24 protein-coding genes are annotated in these 24,072 nt (G+C 61.3%); 6 read left to right on the forward strand and 18 right to left on the reverse strand.

The genetic code is table 11. The annotated features are described in order from the left end of the window. Positions 1-14: 14 nt before the first annotated feature. The 5 genes from SynA1560_RS12485 to SynA1560_RS12505 are packed head-to-tail and all read right to left on the reverse strand — an operon-like array spanning position 15 to position 4,375. A complete protein-coding gene (locus SynA1560_RS12485; RefSeq protein ID WP_186500700.1) occupies positions 15-791 on the reverse strand; it encodes a hypothetical protein in 777 nt (258 codons plus the stop codon). Next, a complete protein-coding gene (locus SynA1560_RS12490) occupies positions 788-1,483 on the reverse strand; it encodes a PilN domain-containing protein (protein ID WP_186500701.1) in 696 nt (231 codons plus the stop codon). The genes SynA1560_RS12485 and SynA1560_RS12490 overlap by 4 nt, the downstream gene beginning before the upstream one ends. Beyond that, on the reverse strand, positions 1,480-2,394 hold the full coding sequence (locus SynA1560_RS12495; protein ID WP_255476973.1) for a hypothetical protein: 915 nt from the start codon (positions 2,392-2,394) through the stop codon (positions 1,480-1,482). The genes SynA1560_RS12490 and SynA1560_RS12495 overlap by 4 nt, the downstream gene beginning before the upstream one ends. Before the next feature lie 21 nt (positions 2,395-2,415). Next, positions 2,416-3,594 carry a quinone-dependent dihydroorotate dehydrogenase gene (locus SynA1560_RS12500; RefSeq protein ID WP_186500702.1) on the reverse strand — a complete coding sequence of 393 codons (1,179 nt, stop codon included), beginning with the start codon at positions 3,592-3,594 and terminating at the stop codon, positions 2,416-2,418. Further along, positions 3,587-4,375 carry a ribonuclease H gene (locus SynA1560_RS12505; protein ID WP_186500703.1) on the reverse strand — a complete coding sequence of 263 codons (789 nt, stop codon included), beginning with the start codon at positions 4,373-4,375 and terminating at the stop codon, positions 3,587-3,589. The genes SynA1560_RS12500 and SynA1560_RS12505 overlap by 8 nt, the downstream gene beginning before the upstream one ends. Before the next feature lie 59 nt (positions 4,376-4,434). On the opposite strand from SynA1560_RS12505, the gene SynA1560_RS12510 reads away from it, so the two are divergent. After that, positions 4,435-5,136 carry a DUF3747 domain-containing protein gene (locus SynA1560_RS12510; RefSeq protein WP_186471211.1) on the forward strand — a complete coding sequence of 234 codons (702 nt, stop codon included), beginning with the start codon at positions 4,435-4,437 and terminating at the stop codon, positions 5,134-5,136. Between the two features lie 246 nt (positions 5,137-5,382). Here the strand turns inward: SynA1560_RS12510 and rplL are convergent, their stop codons facing one another. The 8 genes from rplL to gloA all read right to left on the reverse strand — a co-directional run bounded on the left by rplL (position 5,383) and on the right by gloA (position 12,251). After that, positions 5,383-5,775 (reverse strand): 50S ribosomal protein L7/L12, encoded by a 393-nt coding sequence (gene rplL, locus SynA1560_RS12515; protein WP_186469561.1) that lies wholly within the window; start codon positions 5,773-5,775, stop codon positions 5,383-5,385. A 47-nt stretch (positions 5,776-5,822) separates the two neighbouring features. Beyond that, positions 5,823-6,350 (reverse strand): 50S ribosomal protein L10, encoded by a 528-nt coding sequence (gene rplJ, locus SynA1560_RS12520; protein ID WP_186469562.1) that lies wholly within the window; start codon positions 6,348-6,350, stop codon positions 5,823-5,825. 293 nt (positions 6,351-6,643) lie between these two features. Then, a complete protein-coding gene (gene rplA / locus SynA1560_RS12525; protein ID WP_186469563.1) occupies positions 6,644-7,351 on the reverse strand; it encodes a 50S ribosomal protein L1 in 708 nt (235 codons plus the stop codon). A gap of 79 nt (positions 7,352-7,430) precedes the next feature. Beyond that, a complete protein-coding gene (gene rplK, locus SynA1560_RS12530; protein WP_186469564.1) occupies positions 7,431-7,856 on the reverse strand; it encodes a 50S ribosomal protein L11 in 426 nt (141 codons plus the stop codon). A gap of 110 nt (positions 7,857-7,966) precedes the next feature. Beyond that, the gene (gene nusG / locus SynA1560_RS12535) at positions 7,967-8,635 is read right to left on the reverse strand and encodes a transcription termination/antitermination protein NusG (protein ID WP_186469565.1); all 669 of its coding nucleotides are present in this window, start codon (positions 8,633-8,635) and stop codon (positions 7,967-7,969) included. A 59-nt stretch (positions 8,636-8,694) separates the two neighbouring features. After that, positions 8,695-8,943: a preprotein translocase subunit SecE gene (secE, locus tag SynA1560_RS12540; protein ID WP_186469566.1), complete on the reverse strand. Its 249-nt coding sequence runs from the start codon at positions 8,941-8,943 to the stop codon at positions 8,695-8,697. Between the two features lie 95 nt (positions 8,944-9,038). Continuing rightward, positions 9,039-11,834, reverse strand: a complete 2,796-nt coding sequence (locus tag SynA1560_RS12545) for an ATP-dependent Clp protease ATP-binding subunit (protein ID WP_186500704.1) — start codon at positions 11,832-11,834, stop codon at positions 9,039-9,041. A gap of 15 nt (positions 11,835-11,849) precedes the next feature. Beyond that, positions 11,850-12,251: a lactoylglutathione lyase gene (gloA, locus tag SynA1560_RS12550; RefSeq protein WP_186469568.1), complete on the reverse strand. Its 402-nt coding sequence runs from the start codon at positions 12,249-12,251 to the stop codon at positions 11,850-11,852. 145 nt (positions 12,252-12,396) lie between these two features. Between gloA and eno the strand changes: the two genes are divergently transcribed. Then, positions 12,397-13,689, forward strand: coding sequence for a phosphopyruvate hydratase (gene eno, locus SynA1560_RS12555; RefSeq protein ID WP_186500705.1), 1,293 nt, complete (start codon positions 12,397-12,399; stop codon positions 13,687-13,689). Between the two features lie 96 nt (positions 13,690-13,785). Here eno and SynA1560_RS12560 read toward each other — a convergent pair whose 3' ends face one another. From SynA1560_RS12560 to argJ, 4 genes are read right to left on the reverse strand one after another with little or no spacing between them, the layout of a single operon-like run. Continuing rightward, positions 13,786-15,468, reverse strand: a complete 1,683-nt coding sequence (locus tag SynA1560_RS12560; protein ID WP_186500706.1) for an AarF/ABC1/UbiB kinase family protein — start codon at positions 15,466-15,468, stop codon at positions 13,786-13,788. Then, the gene (locus tag SynA1560_RS12565) at positions 15,465-15,776 is read right to left on the reverse strand and encodes a hypothetical protein (RefSeq protein ID WP_186469571.1); all 312 of its coding nucleotides are present in this window, start codon (positions 15,774-15,776) and stop codon (positions 15,465-15,467) included. The genes SynA1560_RS12560 and SynA1560_RS12565 overlap by 4 nt, the downstream gene beginning before the upstream one ends. Positions 15,777-15,833: 57 nt before the next feature. Beyond that, the gene (locus tag SynA1560_RS12570; protein WP_255476974.1) at positions 15,834-16,562 is read right to left on the reverse strand and encodes a hypothetical protein; all 729 of its coding nucleotides are present in this window, start codon (positions 16,560-16,562) and stop codon (positions 15,834-15,836) included. Continuing rightward, positions 16,559-17,851 carry a bifunctional glutamate N-acetyltransferase/amino-acid acetyltransferase ArgJ gene (gene argJ, locus SynA1560_RS12575; protein WP_186501681.1) on the reverse strand — a complete coding sequence of 431 codons (1,293 nt, stop codon included), beginning with the start codon at positions 17,849-17,851 and terminating at the stop codon, positions 16,559-16,561. Before argJ ends, SynA1560_RS12570 begins: the two co-directional genes overlap by 4 nt. On the opposite strand from argJ, the gene coaE reads away from it, so the two are divergent. Both coaE and SynA1560_RS12585 read left to right on the forward strand, forming a co-directional pair. Then, the gene (gene coaE / locus SynA1560_RS12580; RefSeq protein ID WP_186500708.1) at positions 17,850-18,458 is read left to right on the forward strand and encodes a dephospho-CoA kinase; all 609 of its coding nucleotides are present in this window, start codon (positions 17,850-17,852) and stop codon (positions 18,456-18,458) included. The genes argJ and coaE overlap by 2 nt on opposite strands. A 187-nt stretch (positions 18,459-18,645) precedes the next feature. Continuing rightward, entirely contained in the window at positions 18,646-19,503 is an 858-nt protein-coding gene (locus tag SynA1560_RS12585) for a hypothetical protein (RefSeq protein ID WP_186500709.1), read from the forward strand. Positions 19,504-19,608: 105 nt separating this feature from the next. Here SynA1560_RS12585 and gatB read toward each other — a convergent pair whose 3' ends face one another. Further along, positions 19,609-21,081 (reverse strand): Asp-tRNA(Asn)/Glu-tRNA(Gln) amidotransferase subunit GatB, encoded by a 1,473-nt coding sequence (gatB, locus tag SynA1560_RS12590; protein WP_186500710.1) that lies wholly within the window; start codon positions 21,079-21,081, stop codon positions 19,609-19,611. 68 nt (positions 21,082-21,149) lie between these two features. Between gatB and SynA1560_RS12595 the strand changes: the two genes are divergently transcribed. Then, a complete protein-coding gene (locus tag SynA1560_RS12595) occupies positions 21,150-22,883 on the forward strand; it encodes a TRIC cation channel family protein (protein WP_186500711.1) in 1,734 nt (577 codons plus the stop codon). Beyond that, positions 22,880-24,058: a glycine oxidase ThiO gene (gene thiO, locus SynA1560_RS12600; RefSeq protein WP_186501682.1), complete on the forward strand. Its 1,179-nt coding sequence runs from the start codon at positions 22,880-22,882 to the stop codon at positions 24,056-24,058. Before SynA1560_RS12595 ends, thiO begins: the two co-directional genes overlap by 4 nt. Positions 24,059-24,072 lie beyond the last annotated feature (14 nt).

Below are 24,072 nucleotides of genomic sequence, written 5' to 3' on the forward strand. Positions count from 1 at the left end.
CTGACATCCAGCCGTCAGAAAGGATCCTCTGCTTGAGCCGCTGCATTGGCTCCTGATGGAGGCTGATCAGCATCAACAACCCCGTCAGCAACAACAGCCTTGTCGAAGAAGTTCAGAGTGAGCTTCAAGCGGGTGCGCGGAGGGGTGATGGGCGCAGCCTGCTCATCACTGGCTCGCTCCTGTTGTTCCAACGCCACGAGCTCCAGATCACCGGGCTGCACCAAGAGCTCTAGTTGTTCCATACGCCTCAGAAACTGGAGCAGGCCCACATAGGGCCCATCCACCTGCAGCAACACCGAACTTTTGTCATAGCCACGCGCCTGCAATGGTCCCGCAGATCCACCGGAGGCTGACTCATCCTGCGCATCTGGACCCGACGGAGACTGGGTGCCTGAGCCTTGGGACTCAGCCATCGACACAGGCACCGGTTCATAGAGCTTGATCAGCACATCCGTGGCGGCGGCTTCACGGCTGAGTTGCGCCAGGAAGGTCTCGATGGAGCCGCGACCAGCGACCAGATCCACCAGCAGGGCCTGCTGTTGTTTGAGCTCGGCAAGGTTCGCTTGGGTGGACTTGAGCTGCCCCTGGAGCGAGGGCAGCGAGTTCCCCTTGCTCTCAAGATCCACAAGGCGCTGCTTCTGCACCTGAATCCGGCCCAACATCGGTAGGCCGATCAACAGGATGACCCCGCCCGCGAGTGCACAACCGATCAAGGCTGGAACCAGCAGCAGCACGCGCTCCCGGGTGATCTGGGCTCGCCAGGCTGGCCGATCAGGACTGAGGTTGGTCATGGCGCCACTCCCTGCCGTTCCAGCAAGCGATAGCGCTGAACCAAGCCCGAAGCCCCCAACTGCTGCAGTTGCTGGATTGAAGGTCTGCGTTGAGCATCCAGAGCCCAGTCGAGACTGAAGCTGACCGACGGCTGCTCATCATCCCGGGTTACTTTCACCACCTCTACCCCGCCGGGTTGAGAGATCGGCAAGGCTTCCAGATTGAGCACCAGAGCATTGATCCGCTCCAGCGGTCCCGGGGCGCCGCCGGCGACCGCCGTTCCTGAAACCTGGATGCGATCACCCAGCACGGAGACGTCCTTGAGCTGGACGCCCACCGGTGTGACTCGGCGCAGTTGCTCCAACAGAGGCGACCCAGACGGGACAGCGACCAAGGTCTCGGCAATCTTGAGATTGTCCTTGCGAAGCGAATCCGCGCGACGTCGGTCTGCGCTGAGACGTGCCTCTAACGCTTGCAGCTGCTGCTCCACTGGCTCCAACGCCCGCAGCTGCCGCAACTGGCTTGATTCAGACCAATGAAGCAGCACTAGCGACACCAGTGCGATCAGCAGTCCCCCCGCTCCGATCAGCGAACCACGCAGTAAGAGGAAACGGCTGGAACGCCATGGCGGAACCTCAGCCGGCAGACCCAGCTCCTGGCGACGCTCCCGCAACAGATTTGGCAACGACTGCTGTTCAGGCTTGGCACTCATGCCGCTACCTCTTGAGGGGCCGTCAACGCCAGATCCAGGAGCGACATCTCGGCATCCGAGTGCAGTCGTCCTAGCTGAGGGTCGTGCTCAGGCGCCCACCGCCCCTGCCATTGCGGGGACGCGGTCACCCACCAGCCCACCCGCTCCTGTGGCTCACACCAGGCCTGGACCAGCGCCTGGACCTCCTTTCGCAGTGCTGACAGTTCGACGGCTTCAAGCGCGAGATCCACATCCGGACAGCCACCGTGCAGCAATAGCAGCCGCCAGCGACTGCCTTGCTCCACCAGCCAGACCAGTCGCTCCTCGCGATTCCCCCAGGCCGTGGACAGACCACGGAATGCAGCTGACAGCAACCATTCAGCACGACGCACGGAGAGATCAGCATTTGCCAAGGTCTCAATCCATGACTGCAGCAACAGGCGATCGGTGCCCATGACGAGCGTTCGGTCGGCGCGGGGCAGGGGTAGTAGGTCGAGATAGCTCTCTTGAAGGGAGAGCGACCAGCCGAGATCAGGCTGCAACGCCCTCAGAGCGTCGACATCCAGAGCTTGGCCAGGTTCGGCACCCTGAACCACCCGCCACTGACAGCTGGAGAGCGGCAAGAGCAAGTCCACGCTGACCCTGGCAGGAATCAGCCCCCGTTCCAGCAGCAGATCTGCAATCGTTTCCCCTAGCGCCAGATGGTCGAGAGGCTGTCCCATGCGACAGAGGTCCGGAGGCAAGGCCAGCGAAGCGATCTGCCGCTCCCCCTGTGAGCACAAGGCGAGATGCAAGCAGTCATCCTCCGGAGCCAGCACAACACGGCTTGGCTCCAGGAGCCCCTGAAACTGCACCAACCAGCCGTCAAGGGCGGGGAAACGATCACGCAGGTCAGCCAGCACCACCATGCAACTCCGAGCCGGTGAATCCATGACTTGGTCGCAGAGTATCGATTACTGCCAGGGCGCGCCGCTTCCGACCGCCTCACGAATGTTGCGGAAGCTGTGACGGTCCAGCTGATCCAGCAGTCCCTCCAACACCCGCGGCACCAAATCCGGACCTTCAAAGATCCATCCGGTGTAGAGCTGCACCAAGGACGCTCCAGCGGCGATCCGCTCCCAGGCGGCCTCAGGTGTGCTGATGCCTCCAACACCGACCAGGGGCAAGGCAGGCCCAGCGGTGGCACGCAGACGCCGCAACACCTCAAGGGCTCGTGTCCTGAGTGGATCACCGCTGAGACCACCTGCCTCCTCTTGCAGGGTTCGCCCGGTCTGGCTGATCACCCGACGCTCTAGTCCAAGGCGGTCAAGGCTGGTGTTGACGGCGATCACGCCGGCCAGGCCTTCCTCGTAGGCCAGGCGCGCGATGCCATCGATCGCGTCATCCTCGAGATCCGGTGCAATTTTCACCAGTAAAGGAGGACACCCCGGCAGCCGGCGCAACCGTTCCACCAAGCGGCGCAGCTGCGTCGCGTCCTGCAGATCCCGAAGCCCCGGTGTGTTCGGTGAACTGACATTGATGACCGCATAGTCGGCCAGAGGAGCCAGCAGCTCCAGCGACGAGGCGTAATCATCGGGCGCCAACTCCAGGGGCGTGACCTTGGATTTGCCCAAATTGATGCCAAGCACAGCTGGCCGCTGGCCACGAGGCGGCAGCACCTGTCGCTCCAGCGTGCGACGCATCCCTTCTGCACCATTGTTGTTGAAGCCCATCCGGTTGAGCGCCGCCCGCTCGTCAGCCAGACGGAACAGCCGCGGCCGCGGATTACCGGGCTGGGCATGCCAGGTGACGGTGCCCACCTCAGCAAAACCGAATCCGAAACGATCCCAGACCCCCGCAGCAATACCGTTCTTGTCAAAACCAGCAGCCAGACCGACGGGATTGCTGAAGCGGCAGCCGAACAGCACCTGCTCAAGACGCAGATCACGACGCTGGAGCTCCGCGCCTACACCGTCCAAAACACCCGACAGTCCAGGCCACTGCCTGCGAAGACTGAGCTGACCGAGTGCCTGCAACGCTGCGCGGCTGAGCTGCTCGGCATCCACGCCTTCATCCTTGGCCAGCACAGGACCAAGCCAGCGCCGATAAAAACCTGCGGTGCTCATCACCGCGGAGGCTGACGGCTCAGCCATCGGGATTCCTCGACTGTCTTGATCCTGCCTCGGCGCGGCGCAACCGCCAGCGATCCCCATCCGTTGGCTCCACCAGCCAATCGCGCCAGCGCCAGCTGTCCTGACGCTCTGCCAGACGCGTGAGTGGTTGCTCCACCAGCTGAGCCAACTCCACAGTCGACAGAGCAAAACCTCCCTCCGCGAGACGGTCTGCCAATTCCAAGCGCGTCAGCAACTGCTGCAACGCTGCTGGTGCCGGCGCATTGGCAGAAGTCGGGTCGTCAGCAGTCGGATCAACAGCTTTTACTGGCGTGGATTGACTCCCCCGCTTGAGGCGCGGCGCAGTTCCCTTGGAGTAGGCCACAGCGATCTGATCCACACGATCGTTATCGGGATCACCGCTGTGGCCTTTCACGTAACGCAGCGGCACGTCAGCCAGGCGCGCCTGATCAAGAGCCTGCCAGAGATCCTGGTTGAGCACCGGTTTTCCAGCGGCCGTTTTCCATCCCTTGCGCTTCCACCCGGGCATCCAAGAGCTGAGGCCATCAATCAGATATTTGCTGTCGGTGCGCAGCACCAAATCGGGGTGACGCGGAAGCTCCGCCAACCGCTCCAGCATCTCCAGTGCCGCCTGAAGCTCCATACGGTTGTTGGTGGTAGCCGGATCGGCACCGCCGAACTCCTCCACACTGCCGTCTTCGAAGCGAATCAAGGCTCCCCAACCCCCGGGACCGGGATTGCCGCTGCAGGCTCCATCGGTGGCTGCAGCCACGACACGACCTCTGCCATCGGCCTTAGCCATTGATCACGCCACCCCTTCTCGGTACAACTCGGTTCTTCGACACCCAGGAGGTCTGGGCCATGGGCCGAACCTACTTCCGCAGAGCTGCGCTGGGTGCTGCAGCGCTGGGATTGGCGGTGGCGGCCGGCAGTTTTCCCGGCTGGACCCGTGCCCTCTTCGATAGCCGTCCTCTTGAGGAAGAACGCTTCGCGATCCTGGCTCAACCCGTCGGACAGGACCGCTGGAAGCTCTTGGTGCTGGAGCAGATCAAGGCGCGACCTCTCTGCTGGGAGGAGCGCCGCGACGGCTTGATGAATCCTTCTTTGAATTCCTTTGATTTCACCGGGGTCTGCAGCCGCTATCTCGATAGCAATGGCTACTCCCTGCGCACCTCAGGAACAGACGTTGATCGACGCTTCCGCCTGCGCTTAAACCAGAGCCGCGATGGGCTGATCCTCCAGGCCACCAATCCCGACCGAGGCAGCGCTTTCACCGTGGCTCGAGCTAACAACGTGCGTCGCGACAAAAATGCGTTCGTCAAGCTGACACTGGAGCCTGGCTGGTCGCTCGAGCGTCGGGTGTACCAGGGACGCACCCTCAGTCACGTCTACTTCGCCAATGCCCAGCCGCTCACAACGTTGATCGCCGCGAATCAGACCTCAGAACGCAGAGCGAGAGCCTTCACCGCTGGCCTTCCTCCCATGCCGTCGCAGCCCATGCAATCCAATCAAGGACTGCAACGGGGACCCATTCGCCTGGAAGTCATCCCCTACCGCCCCTGACCAGGGACAGTTGATAATTCGCCCAGCTCCAGACACAACTCGGTAGGTCTTTTTTTATTTTGTGAATGTGTGAGGAGTGATGAGCGCCTCACCAGGGTCGAAACAAGGACAGACTCCTGAAATGCGCTTCACCTCAGAGCTCTGCCTTCGGCGGAGCTTTTTTAATGCGCCAATAAAAAAGCCGACCCGAAGGTCGGCAGAGTCAATGGACAGTGGACAACAGACGGTGCTGCTGTCCTGAGGTGATCACTTGAGGGTGACCTTGCCGCCTGCCTCTTCGATTGACTTCTTGAGGGCCTCGGCATCGTCCTTGGACGCGCCTTCCTTGATGGTTTTGGGAGCAGCCTCGACCATGGCCTTGGCATCGCCCAGGCCCAGACCGGTGGCTTCGCGCACGGCTTTGAGGACCTTGATCTTGGAGGAAGCTTCGAAGCTCTCCAACACAACATCAAATTCGGTCTTCTCTTCAGCGGCTTCACCACCACCGGCACCAGCAGCGCCGGGAGCAGCCATCACCACACCAGCGGAAGCGGCAGCAGACACACCGAAAGCTTCTTCGATCTGCTTAACAAGCTCGGAAGCTTCAAGCAGAGAAAGAGACTTCAGCGATTCGAGAATTTCGTCGGTTTTTGCAGACATGGTTGGGAATCAGCAACAGATCAGATAGACAGTCAGGTCGAAGGCGTTCAGCTTTCGCCGGATTCGGCGTGCTGCTTGAGCGCTCGAGCAAGACCGGAGGGAACCTCGTTGATGCCCACAGCCACCTTGGTGGCGACGGCATTGATGGAACCAGCGATTTGGGCCATGAGCACTTCCTTGGTGGGAAGGTCGCCGATGGCTTTGATCTCATCCTGAGACAGGAGCTTGCCTTCAAAGAGGCCGCCCTTGGTTTCGGACTTTTTGGTTTCCTTCTGGAAGGCCTGAACAGCCTTCACGGCGCCGCCGACATCGCCCTTAACCAGAACGAAGGCGTTGGTTCCGCTGAGAAGAGAATCGAGGTTGGACCAAGCACTGTCACCATCGATGGCACGACGCATCAAGGTGTTTTTGGTCACCTTGCAAACGCCGCTGCTGGCCTGCAGACGAGTCCGCAGATCAGACATTTCCTTGATGGAAAGACCCTGGTAATCCAGGACCAGTGCCATTTCGGCCTCACCGAGGAGCTGCTTGAGCTCTTCGACGATCTGTTGCTTGCTCTCCAGAGTGCGGCCCATAGGAATTGGATCGGATCGGGGGAACAAGCTGGACACACGGCCGATCAGTGCTCCCGAAAGAGACGAGGCCGCGTGTCGATCCAATCCCATAAGGGAAAACATCGTCGCGTCTGCCTCGGCAGGATTTATGACTTGAATCAACTCAAGGAATTGATTAAGACAACCCGCTGTCTTAGGCCGGGCGCGTGCCCGTTGTCTGGCTTTCGCCAGCTCTTAAACATACAACAGAGCCATCACTTGAGTGAGGGCTCTGAAGTGTGATGCACAGTTGAATCATCCACGGTGGTCGTGAATCAACCGTCCTGATTGATGTCCTGCAGAGCAGCGAAATCAACTTCAACCGAAGGGCCCATGGTGGATGTCACATACAGGCTCTTCCAGTAACGACCTTTGGCACCGCTGGGCTTGTTGCGATCGATCGTTTCCTGAAGGGTCTTCAGATTGTCGAGCAGCTTGGCCGCGTCAAAGCTGGCTTTGCCGAAACGCACGTGGACAATGCCGGTGCGATCAGCACGGAATTCAAGCTTGCCGGCTTTGAATTCATTAATGGCGGAAGCCAAATCGGTGGTAACGGTGCCGGCCTTGGGGTTCGGCATCAGACCACGAGGACCGAGTACGCGTCCCAGCTTGGCCACCTTGGGCATCATGTCCGGGGTTGCGATCAGCAGGTCGAAATCCATTTCGCCTTTGCTGATGGCCTCAACCAGATCTTCATCACCGGCGAGCTCGGCACCCGCGGCTTTGGCTTCAGCCACCTTTTCACCGCGGGTGACCACAGCGATACGAACGGTCTGACCGGTGCCATGGGGCAGCGCAACGGTGGTGCGCAGCTGCTGGTCGGTGTATTTGGGGTCGATCCCCAGGCGCACGTGCGCCTCCATGGTTTCGTCGAACTTGGCGTTGGCGTTGTCCTTCACCAGCTGAATGGCTTCGAGCGGCTCGTAGGCGCGCTCTTCAACCTTGGTGACGAGGCTGGCCAGGCGTTTTGAGAGTTTGGGCATGGCTTGGATGGGGTTCAGACGACCGCGAGGTCTCCCCCGAAAAGGAATCAGAGTTGAATGAGAACTGGCGCACGTGGCGTCAGTCGCTGACGGCAACGCCCATGTTGCGAGCGGTGCCTTCGATGATGCGCATGGCCGACTCAACGCTGGTGCAGTTGAGATCGGGGAGCTTGGTCTTGGCGATCTCCTCGAGTTGGGAGCGGTTGATGGAGCCAACACTTCCCTTGGCGGACTCACCGGAACCCTTAGCGATTCCGGCAGCCTTGGTGATCAGCACCGACGCGGGAGGCGTCTTGGTGATGAAGGTGAAGCTGCGGTCTTCGAAGACCGAGATCTCCACCGGGATCACGAACCCAGCCTTGTCCTGGGTGCGAGCGTTGTACTCCTTGCAGAACGCCATGATGTTGACACCGTGCTGACCGAGGGCAGGGCCCACGGGCGGTGCAGGGTTGGCTTTGCCGGCCTGAAGGGCCAGCTTGATCACAGCTACGACTTTCTTGGCCATCGGCGGACGGAGTTGAACATCTGCGGATCACCTGACCCTCGGGGCAGGTGCGGCGGGATGGTGAACCATCCCATAGGCCGCCCTCCGCAGGGAGACGGCCGCCGCCAGCATTAGTTCTGCTTGCTCACTTGAGAAAACTCGAGTTCCACAGGCGTCTCGCGGCCGAAGATCGACAGCAGTGCCTTGAGCTTGCTGCGCTCACCGGATACCTCGATCACTTCGCCCTGGAAATCCTTGAAGGGTCCAGCCGTCACAAGGATCTGATCACCTTCGGTGAGATCCACCTTGACGACGGTCTTCTTCTCAGCAGCACGCTTAAAGATGCGATCCACTTCCTGGCGGCTGAGCGGACGGGGTTTGATGTGACCGCGCGCTTTACCCGTGGCGCGGCGATCCTCAGCACCCACGAAGTTGATGACGTTTGGCGTGCTGCGCACCGCCATCATCGTGTCTTCGTCCAGCACCATGCGCACCAGCACATAGCCAGGGAAGACCTTTTCTTCAGTGGATTGGCGGCTGCCGTCCTTCTTGACCTTCACGGCGGGGGTCTCTGGGATCTCGATCTCCAGGATGCGATTGCTCACACCCAGGGTCACCGCCCGTTGCTCCAACGTGGCTTTCACCTTTTTTTCACAGCTGGATGCCACTTGAATGGCATACCAACGGGCGACACCGGTGCGGACTGCAGGCGTCTCCAGCGTGCCGTCCTCGCCGTCGTTCGGCGCAGGCAGATCCAGCACCTCGCTGGTATCCGGCTGGCTTTGATCGAGATCAGACACAGGTCAGGACAAAAAAGGACGAACGAAGCAGGTCACGGCGTCGGCAGGCGAAAACGCTGTCAACGGAAGACCTGAGATGCAGCCCAGCCGTAGAAACGGCTCAGGGCAGCGATGGCAGCAGCAGAGAGGCTGACCATCAGGATCACCGCGATCGATTCACTGAACAGCTGCTGCCGGCTGGGCCAAACGACAAGCTTCAATTCCTCGAAAGTGGCCTGCAGAAATCCGCCCTTTTTCCCAGGCTGTTCAGGGCCGGATGAAGGCGGCGGCGTTACTGCTGCGGTGTCCTCGGAAGTGGGGCTGGTCACGGATGACGGATCACAAACTCGTCTGGGCCGGTGCTGACGCCGGCTCAGATGGCACGTGACAGCAAACGACAATCGTACCGGACGCCTTCAGAGGGTTATTCCGGCTCGAAGCGGAACGGCTCAGACGGATCGCTTCCGGCCAGGACCCGCACCGCTTGCGCACCGCTGAAGCGTTCCTCCAGCAGCTCGGTGGCCAGCGGGTTTTCCAAACGACGACGCAGCACCCGGCGTAGTGGCCTGGCGCCGAACTCCGGTTCATGCCCCTGGGAAACCAGCGCCTCAATCACACTGTCTTCAACGCGCAGTTCTAAGCCCTGCTCGCAAAGCAGCTTGGAGAGATCGGCCAACTGCAGACGCACGATCCGGCCCAAGTCCTGAAGACCCAGCGGCTTGAAGCGGATCACTTCGTCGATCCGATTGAGGAATTCCGGTCGGAAATGACGCCCCAAGGCCTCATCCACGGCAGCCTCGAGGGCTGTGTCGTCGGCCGAAGCCTCGCCCGCCTGTGCCCGACGGGCTGAATCAAGAATGGCGCGGCTGGCCAGATTGCTCGTCATGACCACGACGGTGTGACGGAAATCAACGGTGCGCCCTTGTGAGTCGCTGAGCCGCCCGTCATCGAGCACTTGCAACAACACATTGAACACATCGGGGTGGGCTTTCTCCACCTCATCCAGAAGCAGCAAGGCGTAAGGCCGGCGACGCACCGCTTCAGTGAGCTGACCGCCTTCCTCGTATCCCACATACCCCGGAGGCGCTCCGAGCAGGCGCGCCACCGCGTTGCGCTCCATGAACTCGCTCATGTCGAGGCGCACCATCGCCTCGTCTTCATCGAACAACTGATCGGCAAGAGCTTTGGCCAGCTCCGTTTTGCCAACGCCAGTGGGGCCAAGAAACAAGAACGAACCCACAGGCCGACGGGGGTCCTTCATGCCGGCGCGGGCACGCCGGATGGCCGCTGCCACCGCCTGCACCGCATCCGGTTGACCGATCACACGCTCACCGAGCCGTTGATCCAGTTCCAGCAGTTTCTGACGTTCTCCGGCGAGCAGTCGCTGGATCGGGATTCCGGTCCAGCGGGCGACCACATCGGCGATGTCTTCCGCTTCCACCTGCTCACGCAGGAGGGAGGTGCCATTGGCCTGATCCTGCGCTAGGGCCGCCTCGAGATCACTGCGCCGCTGCTGAAGACGATGCAGCTGGTCGTACTGCAGACGGGCCGCCTCTTCCAGATCGCCCTGGCGCTCCGCCTCGGCAATGGCGTGGCGCAGATCTTCGTCCTCCTGGAGAAGCTGGCGTAACTCCTGAAGCTGTTCCCGCTCAGCCTGCCAGCGCTCACGCAGCTGAGTGAGCTGGGCCGAGGCTTCGAGTCGCTGCCGCTGCAGCTGCACGCGTTCGGCTTCCGGGGCCTGCTCAGCAGCCAGGACCGCCAGCTCCACCCGCCGCAGATCCATCTCAGCGTCCTCCACCACCTGCGGTTTGGAGGTCACGTCCATCTTGAGCTGCGCCGCCGCCTCATCAATCAAATCGATGGCCTTGTCAGGCAGGCAGCGGTCGCTGATGTAGCGATCAGCCAGGCGGGCCGCAGCCGTCACCGCAGCATCCGTGATCGTTACGCCGTGATGGAGCTCGTAGCGCTCCTTGACGCCGCGCAAGATCTCCACGCTGAGATCGATGGATGGCTCTGTGATCGGCACCTGCTGAAAGCGTCGGTTGAGGGCGGGGTCCTTCTCAACGGTGCGGCGGTAGTCCTCAGGGGTGGTGGCTGCAATGCAACGCAGGTCACCTTGAGCCAACGCAGGCTTCAACAGACTGCCGGCATCGGCACTGGAGCGGTCGCTGTTGACCACGGTGTGCAACTCATCGATGAACAACACCACACCCGCTTCGGGATCGCTCACCTCTTGCAACACTTCGCGAAGGCGTTCCTCGAACTGACCACGGAACTTGGCGCCAGCGATCAACGCGCCTGCATCCAGAGCCACCAAACGCAGACCCTGGAGTGATTCCGGCACTTCACCAGCAACGATCCGATGGGCCAACAGTTCTGCGATCGCGGTTTTGCCCACCCCCGGAGCACCGATCAGCACTGGATTGTTTTTGCCCCGACGCGACAAGACCTTGATCAAGCGACGGATCTCGGCATCGCGGCCGATCACCGGATCGAGCCGTCCCGCTGCCGCAGCGGCGGTGAGATCACGGCCATAACGATCCAAGGCCGTGGGTTCAGGCGCAGGAGCAGGCTCAAGCCCCACCTCATCGGCTGCTGTCAATCGCTCGCTCCCCCCTGGAGTCGCATCCAAAGAAGCGGAGATGGAAGGCGTCTCGACAGCTGGGGGGGCGGCCATCGAGGGGATAACCGAGGACGGCGCCGCGGCACGAGCCACAGGCTCAGGCTCAGGAACACGGGGGGGAGCGCTCGGCGTGGGGCGACGCAGTTCAGCCTCGAGACGATCGGCGGGCAAGCCATAACGCGCGAGCAGATCCGCACCAATGCGCGGATCACGTCCGATGGCAATCAGCAGATGCGACAACTCGATCAAGCGCGATCCCCAAAGACCGCGGACCCGGTCCGCCGCTTCCAGCAGTGTTTCGAGGTCTTCACCGACGAACAGCTCATCGGCTCGGGCCATGGGTTGTTCAGCCAGAAAGCCCTCGAGTTGATCGAGCAGTTGATCGCGTGGCAACGCCAGAGAATCCACCTCCACCTGAAAGCGTGGATCGGTAAACAGCGCCTGGATGAGGTGCTCCACGTCTAGATCGCCGTGACGCCAACGACGCGCAGAGTCCTGAGCGCAGAGCAGGAGTTCCCAGGCGTCATCGCTGAAGCGATCGGGCTCCACCGTGAGACTGGCAGGAGGCTGTGGCATCACGCCAAAGTCAGACGTCATCGCAGTCGGCCTCACTTAGGCGGAAGCAGAACGGGACGACTGCTCGATCAACTCGACCTTGTATCCATCCGGGTCTTCCACAAACGCGATCACCGTGCTGCCGTGCTTCATCGGCCCGGGCTCCCTCACCACCCGGCCCCCCTTGCCGGCGATTCCAGCGCAGGTGGCATAGATGTCTTGCACGCCAAGCGCAATGTGGCCATACCCATCACCGAGCTCATAACTCTGCGTGTCCCAGTTGTGGGTGAGCTCGAGAACGGTGTTGTCCTTTTCATCTCCGTAGCCGACGAACGCCAGGGTGAAACGACCTGATGGGAAGTCCTTGCGGCGCAACAACTGCATGCCCAGCACTTCTGTGTAGAAGGTCAACGAGCGCTCCAGATCACCCACCCGGAGCATGGTGTGGAGCATGCGCATGATCTGGACGTATCGCTGTTACCAGCATGGTGCATCCAGCCTGCTCATGCTCAACCAAAAGGGGACGGTTGGCATTGGTGCAGACCGACACAGTGCCAGGCGGCAGGGCGACTCATAGGATCGCCAGGTCTTCGATCCGCATCACGTGTTCGATTCCCTCGATCTCGTCATCGATACCATCGTGGCCCGTGAGGTGCTCGACTCCCGCGGCAATCCCACGGTGGAAGCTGAAGTGCTGCTCGAGGGTGGTGCCAGCGGACGCGCCATCGTCCCCAGTGGTGCCAGCACCGGAGCCCATGAGGCCCACGAGCTGCGAGACGGCGGTGATCGCTATTTGGGCAAAGGTGTGACCCAGGCGGTGAATCACATTGAAGAGCGCATCGCTCCGGCCCTGTGCGGCCTCTCCGCTCTGGATCAAGCCGCCGTGGATGCCGCCATGCTTGAACTGGATGGCAGCGACAACAAGTCCAACCTCGGAGCCAACGCCATCCTCGCGGTGAGCATGGCCAATGCACGCGCCGCCGCCAACGGCCTTGGCATTCCTCTCTACCGCTACTTGGGAGGACCGATGGCATCGCTGCTGCCGGTGCCACTGATGAATGTGATCAACGGTGGCGCCCATGCCGCCAACAGCCTGGACTTCCAGGAATTCATGCTGGTGCCTCACGGTGCGCCCAGCTTCCGCGAAGCCCTACGCATGGGGACCGAGGTGTTCCACACGCTGAAGAAACTGCTCAGCGACAAGGGCATGAGCACCGCGGTGGGTGACGAAGGGGGATTCGCCCCTGACCTTGGCAATGTGGAAGCCGGCGAAATTCTGGTGGAAGCGATCACGAAGGCGGGTTACAAGCCTGGCGAACAGATCTCTTTGGCCCTTGATGTCGCTAGCACTGAATTCTTCGAGAACGGCCGCTATGCCTTTGATGGCGGCAGCTACGACAGCGCCGAGATGGTCGGGCAGCTGGAGCAGCTGGTGGAGAAGTTTCCGATCGTGTCCATCGAAGATGGCCTCGCAGAGGACGACTGGGAGGGTTGGAAACTGCTGACCGAGCGCCTGGGCAGCAAGGTGCAACTGGTGGGTGATGATCTGTTCGTCACCAACACCAAACGCCTGCAGCAGGGAATCGACAGCGCCACCGCCAACTCAATCCTGATCAAGGTGAACCAGATCGGTTCGCTTACCGAAACCCTGGAGGCCATCGATCTGGCCGGCCGCTCCGGCTACACCAGCGTGATCAGCCACCGCAGTGGCGAAACGGAAGACACCACCATTGCTGACCTGTCGGTTGCCACCCGTGCCGGGCAGATCAAGACCGGCTCCCTGAGCCGCAGCGAGCGGGTTGCCAAATACAACCAGCTGCTGCGCATCGAGGACGAGCTGGGCAGCCAGGCGGTGTACGCCGGTGCTGTCGGTCAAGGCCCCCGCGGCAAGGCCTGAGCGGGCTCGCTTTCCATACCGTTCAATCCATCCACCCAGGCCTCAGCAACCACTGGGACATGGGTGGATTTTTGATTGCTGCAACTTCTACTGCCGTCAGCGTTGTTGGGATGACAGCGATTCCAGCCGAGAGTCCTTGCGAAGCTTGACCTGCAACTTCAGCCATCCCATGCCCACCGGGACCGCCGCACCTAAAGGCAGCAAAGCCCAGAGGGGTCGGGCACTGGCTCCCATCAAGGCTGCCGCCACAGCCAGTCCACCAAGCAACACGGACTGACCGATGGAGTGCTGCGCGGTGACCATCCGACGGAACTGACGATCGGATTCACCCATGCGGATCTGCAGTTGCAAATCGCCTTGCTCAAGACGTTCAAGACTTTCATCCAAACGGCGCGGGATCCCCACCGCCCGGGAACTCAAAGCACCGACCTGACGACCGAGTTCATTGAAAAGATCACTGGAGCCGGATCCACTGGACGTCATGAGAGGCAGCAGATAGGGCTTGGCGATCCCGACCAGCGTAAATCCAGGATCAAGGCTGCGACCGACGCCTTCAAAGGTGGAGAGGGCTCGCATCACAAAAATCAGCTCCACTGGCAAGCGGAAAGGCTGGCCATAAACGAGCTCATACAAATCGGCCGAGAGCTTGTCGATGACTGAGGCACTGAAGGGAGGCGTCAGCGCATCTCTGAGCATCAAGCGCACCAGCCGACGCACCGGGCCGGGGTCAACATCCCCAGCAATCACCCCGGCAGCCTGCATCTCCTCCACCAGCAGGGATGCATCGCGCGCGGCAGCTGCGCTCACCATGGAGCCAAGGCGGCGACGCAGGCGCTCGGATAACTGACCCATCATTCCGAAGTCGTAGTAAATGAGAGCACCATCGCTGGCCACCGCGAGATTGCCGGGGTGCGGGTCGGCGTGGAAAAAGCCATAGCGGACCAATTGCTGCAGATAACTGGCAGCACCGATCTCGGCCACTTCGGAGGGATCAATTCCCGCCTCCAGCAGCGCCGGGCGGTCGTTGATCTTGATCCCGGGCATGTAGTCGAGACACAACACACGACGGGTGCTGAGCTCCCAGATCACCCCGGGCACCCGGATGCGGGACTCATCCAGAAACTGCTGACGGAAGCGGGCGGCATGCTGCGCCTCAAGACGGAAATCAAGCTCGCGCAGCAACACCCGCCGACACTCCTGGGCAATAGCCACCCAGTCACGCCCTCGCCCCCACTGGGGATGGCGTTGCAGCACTGCCGCCACTTGTTGCATCACCTCCAGATCAAGGCGGAACAGACCCTCGAGCCCCGGGCGCTGGATTTTGAGCACCACCTGGCGTCCGCTGCGAAGGCTGGCGCGATGCACCTGCGCGAGTGAAGCCGCGCCGAGTGGTTGCTCGTCCAGATCGATGATTTCGGCGCAGCGGGCACCGAGCTCTTCTTCCAGCAAGGCCTGGGCCTGATCAAACGGGAAGGCGGGAACTTTGTCCTGCAGCTCAGCCAGTTCAGCGACCCAGCCAGCAGGCAGAACATCGGGCCGAGCGGACAACAGCTGCCCAAGCTTGATAAAAGCAGAACCCAGTTGCAGAAGCTCTGCCGTCAGCCAGCGAGCCCTGTGCTGCTGGCGGGTCTGACGCCGCTCCGGCGTCATGCCACCGGGATAGCTCCAGCTGCGACTGTCCCACCACAACAACACCAAAAGGATCAGCACGGAGCGCCAGATCCGTAACGCCCTCAGGCCCCTGCGCCAGGGGAGAGAGCGACCCCGCCAGCGGTTCAAGGTCGCTCCTCCAGCCGCATGCTGAGTTCAGCGACCTGCGCACGCAAGCGATCGATGCGTTGCTGAAGGGGCTCAGGAGACTCCGGATCGCTGGCCTGCGCTGAAGTGGACCCCGAAGCGGTTGTTTGTTGGAGGCGTTCTGCTTCAGCCTTGACTTCTTCCTGAAACAGATCCCATTCCTGACGGATGCGATCGGGAGCATCCTGAACTGCCACAGCAACACCTGCTGCCGCGTCGGCCACGCCCTCGCCGACGCGGGCAATGAGGCGATTCATGGCCGCTCTGATCAGGGCGTCCGGGGGAGTCATGGCCATTGATTCAGTGAAGAAACTGTGGCAGATCCCAGGGCGCTCACGCGACGGGCATCAAGGATTTGGTGGCGCCATCGGCGGCGTGAGGACGTTTTGCGGATCAAACGTGGGTTGCGGTGTGCGGAGGGGTTCTGACACGGGCAACACTTCCGGCGGCCCTGAGTCCGCTTGAACCGGGGCCTCCTGCGCAGGACCAGCCGGGAAGCCAGCATCTGGCTCCTGCACTCCAGGTTCGAGCGTTGGAGAGAGTGGGAGGCCTGGGTCGGGCGCGTTCGTTTCCTCCGCCGCTGGCAGCACAGGAGCCGGTTGGGGACTCAGATCACCCGCTGGCAAAGACGACGGCGGCTCACGCAGAGCCGCCTGCTGCTCTTCGCGTTGTTCAGCTTCAGCGGCAATCGCCTCGGCTTCATCAAGCATCTGGCGTTTCTCAGCATCACGAGCTTCCTTGGCCGTCACATCGCCCATCAAGGGCTGGTCAGCCCCATAAAAACTTCGCAGGGAATCGAGGGACTGACCGGGAAAACTGCTTTGTTGAAACGATGCCTGCTGCGGGTCTTGCTGACCTTGGCGCAGCATCACGACGCGCTGCGTGATGCCATAACCCAGAGCGAAACACGCACCAGCCACCAGAGGCCCCACCCAGAACCGAGGGCGCTTCGGCCGCTTCTTTTCAGAAGTGGTGGTGGTGGTCATCTCAGGACTCCGCTGAATCGACGCCGAACAATCGGTGGTGGCATCCTCGCGCCTGATCGCAGATGACGCACGAATCAGCGCACGGTTCAAGTGGTGTAATCGGCATTGATGCGCACGTATTGATCCGAAAGATCACAGCCCCAGCCGGATCCAGAGCCTGGCCCCGTGCCGACGTGCAGACGGATGAGGACGACGTCATCGTTCAGATAGCTCCCACAGGCCCGATCGCTCAGGTAGATGGAGGCCGCCGAGCGATCGAAGGCGAGGGGCTGGCCATCGGCCATTAGTTGGTGATCGCCGATCCAGAGGGCCACAGCATCAGGATCAAATGCCACACCGGAACGCCCCGCAGCCGCAACGATCCGCCCCCAGTTGGGGTCTCTGCCATGCACGGCGGTCTTGACCAGCGATGACCCGCAAATTGTGCGAGCCATACGCACAGCGTCCTGCTCGCACGGGGCGCCCTGCACCTGCACCTCGATCAGACAAGTGGCTCCCTCCCCATCGCGGGCAATGGCGCGCGCCAGATGTTGCGCCACCTGGGTCAGCCCCTCCTCTAACGCTGCATAAGCTGTGCCTGGAAGGGGCTCACCAGCGGCAAAGGCCAGCACCGTGTCGTTGGTGCTGGTGTCACCATCCACCGTGATGGCATTGAACGAGCGCTGAACAACACGCTGCACCATGGCCTGCCACACATCGGCCGGGACCCCCGCATCGCAGGTGAGATACCCGAGCATGGTGGCCATGTCGGGATGGATCATCCCCGATCCTTTGGCCATCCCCCCGAGCCGGACCCGGCGCCCAGCCAGGGTGGCTTCCAAGGCAATCTGCTTCTCCACCAGATCGGTGGTGAGGATGGCTCCAGCAGCAGCAGCTCCACCCTCGGCATCCAAGGCTTCCACGAGAGGGTTCAGGCCACCAAGCAACACCTCCATCGGAATCGGCACACCGATCACACCTGTGGAGCAGATCAGCACCTGATCAGCGTCCACACCCAAACGATCCGCCAGGGCCTGCGTGGCCCGCTGACTGTCGATCAAGCCACGATCGCCCGTGCAGGCATTGGCCTGACCCGAATTGATCAGCACTGCTCGGGCCTGGCCGCCATTGGAGACCAACCGTTCAGCGCAAAGATCCACGCAGGCGGCACGCACCACTGAGGTGGTGAACGTGCCGGCACAGGCGGCACCCTCCGGCGCCAGAACAAGCGCCAGATCCGGCTTGCCCGATGCCTTCAACCCTGCCGTGATTCCGGCAGCAAGAAAACCGGCAGGAGCAGTAACGCCTCCCTCCACCACAGTCCACTGAGAGGCAGCCCAGCTGTTGTCGGCAACCACGGATCCGCGCGAGACACTGGTGTCATCCTGCCGCCGCGCCATGCCTCGCCAACGCCGCATCGGCCTGACCGGTGGCATCGCCTCCGGCAAAAGCAGTGTGGGCCGCTGGCTGGCCCAGCAACATGTGCCTGTCTTGGACGCCGACCAGTACGCCCATGACGCCCTCGCCCCGGGGGAACCCGCCTGGCAGGCCGTGATCGATCGCTATGGCAGCGCAGTGTTGAAGCAAGGGTCTAACCCAACACAACCTGCGTTAAGCCGAGAGGCGCTCGGCAGCATCGTGTTTGCAGAGGCACCGGAACGGCGGTGGCTGGAACAGCAGGTGCACCCGCTGGTGCGCGCGCGTTTCCAAACCGAGCTGCAACGCCTCAACAGCGAGCCGATCACGGTGCTGATGATTCCACTTCTCTATGAAGCTGGGCTGGAAAGTCTTTGCACAGAAGTGTGGGTTGTGCACTGCACAGCCGCGCAGCAACGCGAACGGCTAATCGCCCGCAACACACTCAGTGCCGCAGCTGCTGAGCAGCGCATCCAGGCCCAATGGCCCTTGGAGCGGAAATGCCAACTGGCCGATCAAGTGATTGACAACAGCGGAGCTGCGAATGCCTGGAAGGACCAGGTCCGTGCACTCCTCATGGCTCGCACTTAATCGGCCACACCCAGCCAAAGCCAGGGAGAAGAGCTTTTTATTGACATCATTGCCGAAATCAACCTGTGACCAAGATCACAGCAACAGGCGATTCAGATCATCGACTGACAGCAAAGCCGCAGGGAACATTCATTCACAGGCCAAAACAATCCTTCGACCTGATTGCACGACTCACCACACAATCATCATGCAATTCGCCAAAGCTTCCCTTGCTCTAAGCCTGGTAGCCGCGAGCGGCTTGAGCGGCCTCAGCGCCATGAGCCCTGCGACGAGCGAAGCCTCCACCCGATGCACAGCTGGTACATATCTCGGCCGCTACACCCTCAAGTCAAACCTCACCAATCAATACATCCGCGCAGGAATCGGCTCAGGCGCCTACTTGGGCGCCAAATCAGACCGCGTCGGTGGGAACACCAGTTGGGAAACTTTTGACGTCTATGACCTGGGCAACCACAATGGCCTCAACGGTGGCACCTATGCCCTGCGCAGCACGCAGGACCCCAACCGCTGGGTCGGCGTCAACAACCAGAAAGCCCTGCAACTCCAGAGGGGTTGCACCACCAACAGCCGCAGCCGCCTGTTCCGCGCCAACAAGATCGGCCGAGTGCTGCAGCTGCAGTCACTGGCCAACGGCCAATGGGTGATTCAACGCTCCAACGGCATGCTCCATGCCAATGCCAATACCACCGGCGGCAATGTGCCGAAGGCACTGCAATTCCGCATGGGCCGGGTCAGCTCGCCCAGCCCAACACCAGCTCCGGAACCCAGCGCTAACAACCTCACTGGCACGTGGAGAGGGAACAACGCCGGCAGCTACACGATCCGGCAAACGGGTTCGATCGTCTCCTGGAACGGACGGGGCCGCAACTTCCGCAATGTGTTCATCGGCCAGCGCCAGGGCAACACCGTGAGCGGATACTGGCAAGACACAGCTGGCAGTCAGACCCAAAACGCAGGTCGACTCACCTTCAAGATCGTGAATGGCTCCGAACTCGTGCGCGTCAGCCACACGGGCGCTCTCGGCAACAGCAGCTGGAGCCGCTGACTTGTCCAACACAGCCCAACCTTCACGGATCAGACAACACTCCACACTTCAACTTGGAACTGAAGGTTGTTGAACCAGCCCAAGCCCGCACAGGCAAGGCAAGAACTAACCCTTCAACTTTTGGCTGAGGATCTGATTGGCCAACTTGGGATCAGCCTTACCGCCGGTCTTCTTCATGAGCTGACCGACAAAGAAGCCCTGGAGCTTGTTCTTCCCGCCGCGGAAGGCTTCCACCTCAGCGGGATGAGCAGCGAGCAACTCCTCAACGATCGCGGTGATCGCCGCAGGATCACTGATCATGCCGAGGCCTCGCTCATCCACGATCGCCTTCGGTGAACCTCCTTTCTCCAGCAGTTCCGGAAGAATGTCCTTGGCGATCTTGCCGCTGATCTTGCCGCCATCAATCAACTGCACCATCTCGGCCAATTGCTCAGGACGGAAGGGCAACTCGCCATAGGTCAGGCGATTGCTGTTCACATAGGCAGCGATGTCACCCGTGATCCAGTTGGATGCGAGCTTGGCGTCAGCCCCTGCAGCCACGGCGGCCTCGAAGTAATCCGCCATCGGGCGTTCATCGGTGAGCACCCGAGCGTCGTACTGGGACAGCCCCAAGTCATCGGCGTAGCGATGGCGCTTGGCCGCCGGCAGTTCCGGTAATTCCGAACGCCAACCCTCGCGCTGGTCGACACTCACCTCGATCGGTCCCAGATCTGGGTCGGGGAAATAGCGGTAATCGCTGGCGCCTTCCTTGCTGCGCATGCTCTTGGTGAGCTGCTTGCCCTCGTCCCAAAGACGGGTTTCCTGCACGATCGGCTCACCAGTTTCGTAAGCCTTGATCTGACGTTGGATCTCGTATTCACAGGCCTTCTGAATGGCCGAAAACGAGTTCATGTTCTTGATCTCTACCTTGGTGCCGAACGGGGCATCCGGTCCACGGCGGACGGAGATGTTGACGTCACAGCGCAGTGAACCCTCCTGCATGTTTCCGTCACTGACGCCGAGATAGCGCATGATGCGACGAATTTCCGAGGCATATTCCGCCGCCTCACGGCCCGTGCGCAGATCTGGCTTGCTGACAATCTCTGCCAGGGCAACCCCGGCGCGGTTGTAGTCCACCAAGGAGTGGGTGGAGCCGGCCAGGCGATCACTGCCGGCGTGCACGAGTTTCCCCGCGTCTTCTTCCATGTGAAGGCGCTCAATGCCGATTTTCTTTAAGTAAGTGTCTTTGCCCTTCTCGGCGACCTCCACTTCGATCCAACCGTCTTCGGCGATCGGTTCGTCGTATTGAGAGATCTGATAGTTCTTTGGCAGATCGGGATAGAAGTACTGCTTGCGGTCGAACTTGCTGTGTTCGGCAATGTTGAGATTCAAGGCCATCGCCGCCTTGACGGCGTACTCGAGCACCTTCTGGTTCAGCACCGGCAAGGTTCCCGGCAAGCCGCAGACCACCGGATCAATGTGGGTGTTGGGGTCATCCCCAAAGGTGGTTGAAGCCGCTGTGAAGATTTTGCTATCCGTGCCCAGCTGCACATGGGTCTCTAGACCGATCACGGCTTCCCAGGCGCTTTCCGCAGCCATCTCACTTCTCCATGCGTGGGCTGATCCTATGGAAGCGACGCACAATGCAGCTTCACCGGCCATCAGTCATGGGCAGTCTTCGCTGGCGACGGCTTCTGAGGAACATCCTGCTAGCGACCTTGATGGCCATCGCTCTGATCGCACATCCGGCCACATCCAGCCCGCAAGGCAATCTCGAAGCACTCCGCGTCCAATTGCGCTGGCTGCCGCAGGCGCAGTTCGCAGGGTTTTACGTGGCTCAGGACCACGAGCTGTTTCAAAAAAAAAGCCTCGACGTGACGCTCGAGCCTGGTGGACCCACCGTCAACGGTCTGCAGCGACTGCTTGATGGCGAGGTGGATGTGGCCGTCGCCTGGTCATCGGATGCGCTGGATCTGCGTCGCCGAGAGGGTGATGTGGTGAACATTGCCCAACTGCTGCAACGGCCTGGAACGATGCTGGTCTGCAATGCCGACTCCGGTGTCACCAGGGCCGATGATCTCGCTGGCAAGCGGGTGGGCACATGGAAAATCGGAGATCAGTTCGATGTTGGGTACTGGCTCAGACGACATGGACTTGACCTACAGGCCGTTGAACTGATCCAGCAACGTCCCGCCGCCCAAGACCTGCTCAATGGCAACGTCGATTGCGCCACCGCCATGAGCTACAACGAGTTTCAGACCATCCTCAACGAGGGAAAACTCAAAACAGATCTGTTCACTGTGCGTTTTGGGCAGGAAGGCAGCGGTTTTCTCGAAGACGGCCTGTACGTACGTGCCGAGGATCTGAACGATGCCCGCAAACGCGATCAGCTCGTGAGGTTGTTGCAGTGCCTGGCCGAGGGATGGCGATACGCCGCTCGCCATCCGGATGAAGCGGTGGCCATCACCGAGCGCTACATGGATGGCAGCGACACGGAACATCAACGGGCAATGCTCAAGGAGATCCTCCAATTAATGGATCTCGACCGGGGCTTTGGGTTGCTGGATCCAAGGACCTTCGCCCGCAGTGCGGAGATCGTCGGCGAAGGCAGCGGTCAGCCCGCGGCCATCACCCATGCAGCCAAGGACGCCTGGAGCCTCAGCATTTGGAGAGCTTCAGAACTCGGCGGCCCACAGCGAGGACCTCTCGGACCCGCAGGACGACAGACCTTCGCCACATTGGTGGCCTCTCCCTGGTTCTATGGCCTTGATCTGATTGGGACCGCAGCCTTTGCGCTCTCAGGCTTCATCCGAGCGCTGCAACGTCGCTATGACCTTTGGGGTTGTTTCATCCTCACGTTGCTTCCCGCTGTTGGGGGCGGCACGCTTCGCGACCTGTTGATCGGCGGGATGCGCTCGCCGCCGTTCATCTTGAAAGACAACAGCTACCTGCTCATGGTTGCAGTGGTCGTGGTGGCAGGGTCACTCGTGGCCAGCGTCTTGAGCTCAGGCGCCGCCGACAGCAAGGGGTTCAACCAGGTGCTGGGGTTGTGCGACAGCGTTGGTTTGGCCACGTTCACCATTATTGGAGCGCAAGTCGCCTTGGAAGCAGACTTGAACTGGTGGTGGATGGCCATCTGTGCTGCACTAACTTGCGCAGGTGGCGGCATGCTGCTGGATGTCGTGACAGGCCGCGAACCACGCACGTTTCAAGGCGAGCCTTATGAGGAAATTGCAGTGTTCGGCGCCTTGGTGCTGAGCCTGGGGCTTTTGATCGCAGATCGGTTCGAGACGCTGCAATGGCCAGTCCTCGCCGCCATGGTCGTGTGTTGGGGCACGGTCTTCTGCTGCCGTCAATTAGTGGTCCGCCACAATCTGCGCTCATGGCGTCCAGGCCTATGACGACCCCCCAACAACCGCGCGCAAACCTGCACCAATCGGCTCCGATCCTGATTCTCGGTGGAGGGCTGATGGGCCTGGCGATCGCTCATCAACTGGCGCGCCGCGGAGAAGCCGTCACCGTGATCAGCCGGCGACGCAGCGAAGCGGCAGGGTTTGTCGCCGCAGGCATGCTGGCCCCCCATGCCGAAGGCCTGAGCGGCGCCCTGCTGCAGCTCGGACAGCTCAGCCTGGGCCGGGTTCCCAGCTGGGTCGCCCAGATCGAAGCCGACAGCGGTCTGCCCTGTGGTCTGCGCTCCACTGGCATCGTGGTGCCCTTCCGGAGCTCTACGGAACGCGATCAGTACCCAACAGCCGCCTTTGGCGAGTCGCTGGATCGCGGACAACTGCATCAGGAAATCCCAGGCCTGGCCCCGGACTGGGCCGCGGGTTTGCTCTTCAGCCAAGACGGCCAAATTGACAACCGTCGCCAGTTGATGCGGGCTCTGGAAAGCGCCTGTGTGGATCGAGGCGTGCACTTCCAGGAGGGGGTGGAAGTGCTGGAGCTGCTGACCGAGAACCATCAACTCCAAGGGGTTCGCACTCGCAACTCCGAGGGAATGCTCAACACCTTGCGCTGTCGCAAGGCAGTGCTGTGCAGCGGAGCCTGGAGTGCCCAGTTGCTGCCGGAGCTGCCGGTGTTCCCCGTCAAGGGGCAAATGCTCTCCCTGCAGACTCCGCGGGGTGCCTTGAGACGAGTGGTGTTTGGCCCCGGCACCTACCTCGTGCCTCGCGAGGACGGGCTCGTCGTGGTCGGAGCCACCTCCGAACGCGATGCCGGATTCAGTGAAGGACTGACCCCCCAGGGACAGACCACCTTGAAAGACGGCATTTCCGGGCTGCTTCCCCAAGCCATTGATTGGCCTCCGATGGAGCGTTGGTGGGGCTTCCGTCCCTGCACACCGGACGAGGGCCCTCTGCTGGGCGACAGTTCGGTCTCGGGTCTTTTTCTGGCCTGCGGACACCATCGCAACGGTGTTCTGATGGCCAGTGCCACAGCCGAACTGATGGCGGATCTTTGTTCTGGCACGCCCATACGAGACGACTTGGCCGCTCTCTTACCGCACTTCCGCTGGAATCGATTCAAGCCAACAAAAACCCCCCAAGACCGTCTGGTCTCAGGGGTTGAGTGCTCATAAGCCTGAAGGAACGA

It is taken from the genome of Synechococcus sp. A15-60 (assembly GCF_014280095.1).
Taxonomy (GTDB): Bacteria; Cyanobacteriota; Cyanobacteriia; order PCC-6307; family Cyanobiaceae; genus Synechococcus_C.

Excerpts from the sequence above, each read along its gene's own strand:
- SynA1560_RS12510 (WP_186471211.1), top strand. The coding sequence starts at position 4,435 with ATGGGCCGAACCTACTTCCGCAGAGCTGCGCTGGGTGCTGCAGCGCTG.
- SynA1560_RS12500 (WP_186500702.1), bottom strand. The coding sequence starts at position 3,594 with ATGGCTGAGCCGTCAGCCTCCGCGGTGATGAGCACCGCAGGTTTTTAT.
- gatB (WP_186500710.1), bottom strand. The coding sequence starts at position 21,081 with ATGGCTGCGGAAAGCGCCTGGGAAGCCGTGATCGGTCTAGAGACCCAT.
- rplK (WP_186469564.1), bottom strand. The coding sequence starts at position 7,856 with ATGGCCAAGAAAGTCGTAGCTGTGATCAAGCTGGCCCTTCAGGCCGGC.
- SynA1560_RS12565 (WP_186469571.1), bottom strand. The coding sequence starts at position 15,776 with ATGACTCCCCCGGACGCCCTGATCAGAGCGGCCATGAATCGCCTCATT.
- rplA (WP_186469563.1), bottom strand. The coding sequence starts at position 7,351 with ATGCCCAAACTCTCAAAACGCCTGGCCAGCCTCGTCACCAAGGTTGAA.
- SynA1560_RS12545 (WP_186500704.1), bottom strand. The coding sequence starts at position 11,834 with ATGACGTCTGACTTTGGCGTGATGCCACAGCCTCCTGCCAGTCTCACG.
- gloA (WP_186469568.1), bottom strand. The coding sequence starts at position 12,251 with ATGCGCATGCTCCACACCATGCTCCGGGTGGGTGATCTGGAGCGCTCG.
- rplJ (WP_186469562.1), bottom strand. The coding sequence starts at position 6,350 with ATGGGCCGCACTCTGGAGAGCAAGCAACAGATCGTCGAAGAGCTCAAG.
- rplL (WP_186469561.1), bottom strand. The coding sequence starts at position 5,775 with ATGTCTGCAAAAACCGACGAAATTCTCGAATCGCTGAAGTCTCTTTCT.
- SynA1560_RS12485 (WP_186500700.1), bottom strand. The coding sequence starts at position 791 with ATGACCAACCTCAGTCCTGATCGGCCAGCCTGGCGAGCCCAGATCACC.
- coaE (WP_186500708.1), top strand. The coding sequence starts at position 17,850 with ATGCCTCGCCAACGCCGCATCGGCCTGACCGGTGGCATCGCCTCCGGC.
- SynA1560_RS12495 (WP_255476973.1), bottom strand. The coding sequence starts at position 2,394 with ATGGATTCACCGGCTCGGAGTTGCATGGTGGTGCTGGCTGACCTGCGT.
- argJ (WP_186501681.1), bottom strand. The coding sequence starts at position 17,851 with ATGGCGCGGCGGCAGGATGACACCAGTGTCTCGCGCGGATCCGTGGTT.
- SynA1560_RS12585 (WP_186500709.1), top strand. The coding sequence starts at position 18,646 with ATGCAATTCGCCAAAGCTTCCCTTGCTCTAAGCCTGGTAGCCGCGAGC.
- SynA1560_RS12595 (WP_186500711.1), top strand. The coding sequence starts at position 21,150 with ATGGGCAGTCTTCGCTGGCGACGGCTTCTGAGGAACATCCTGCTAGCG.
- thiO (WP_186501682.1), top strand. The coding sequence starts at position 22,880 with ATGACGACCCCCCAACAACCGCGCGCAAACCTGCACCAATCGGCTCCG.
- SynA1560_RS12490 (WP_186500701.1), bottom strand. The coding sequence starts at position 1,483 with ATGAGTGCCAAGCCTGAACAGCAGTCGTTGCCAAATCTGTTGCGGGAG.
- SynA1560_RS12505 (WP_186500703.1), bottom strand. The coding sequence starts at position 4,375 with ATGGCTAAGGCCGATGGCAGAGGTCGTGTCGTGGCTGCAGCCACCGAT.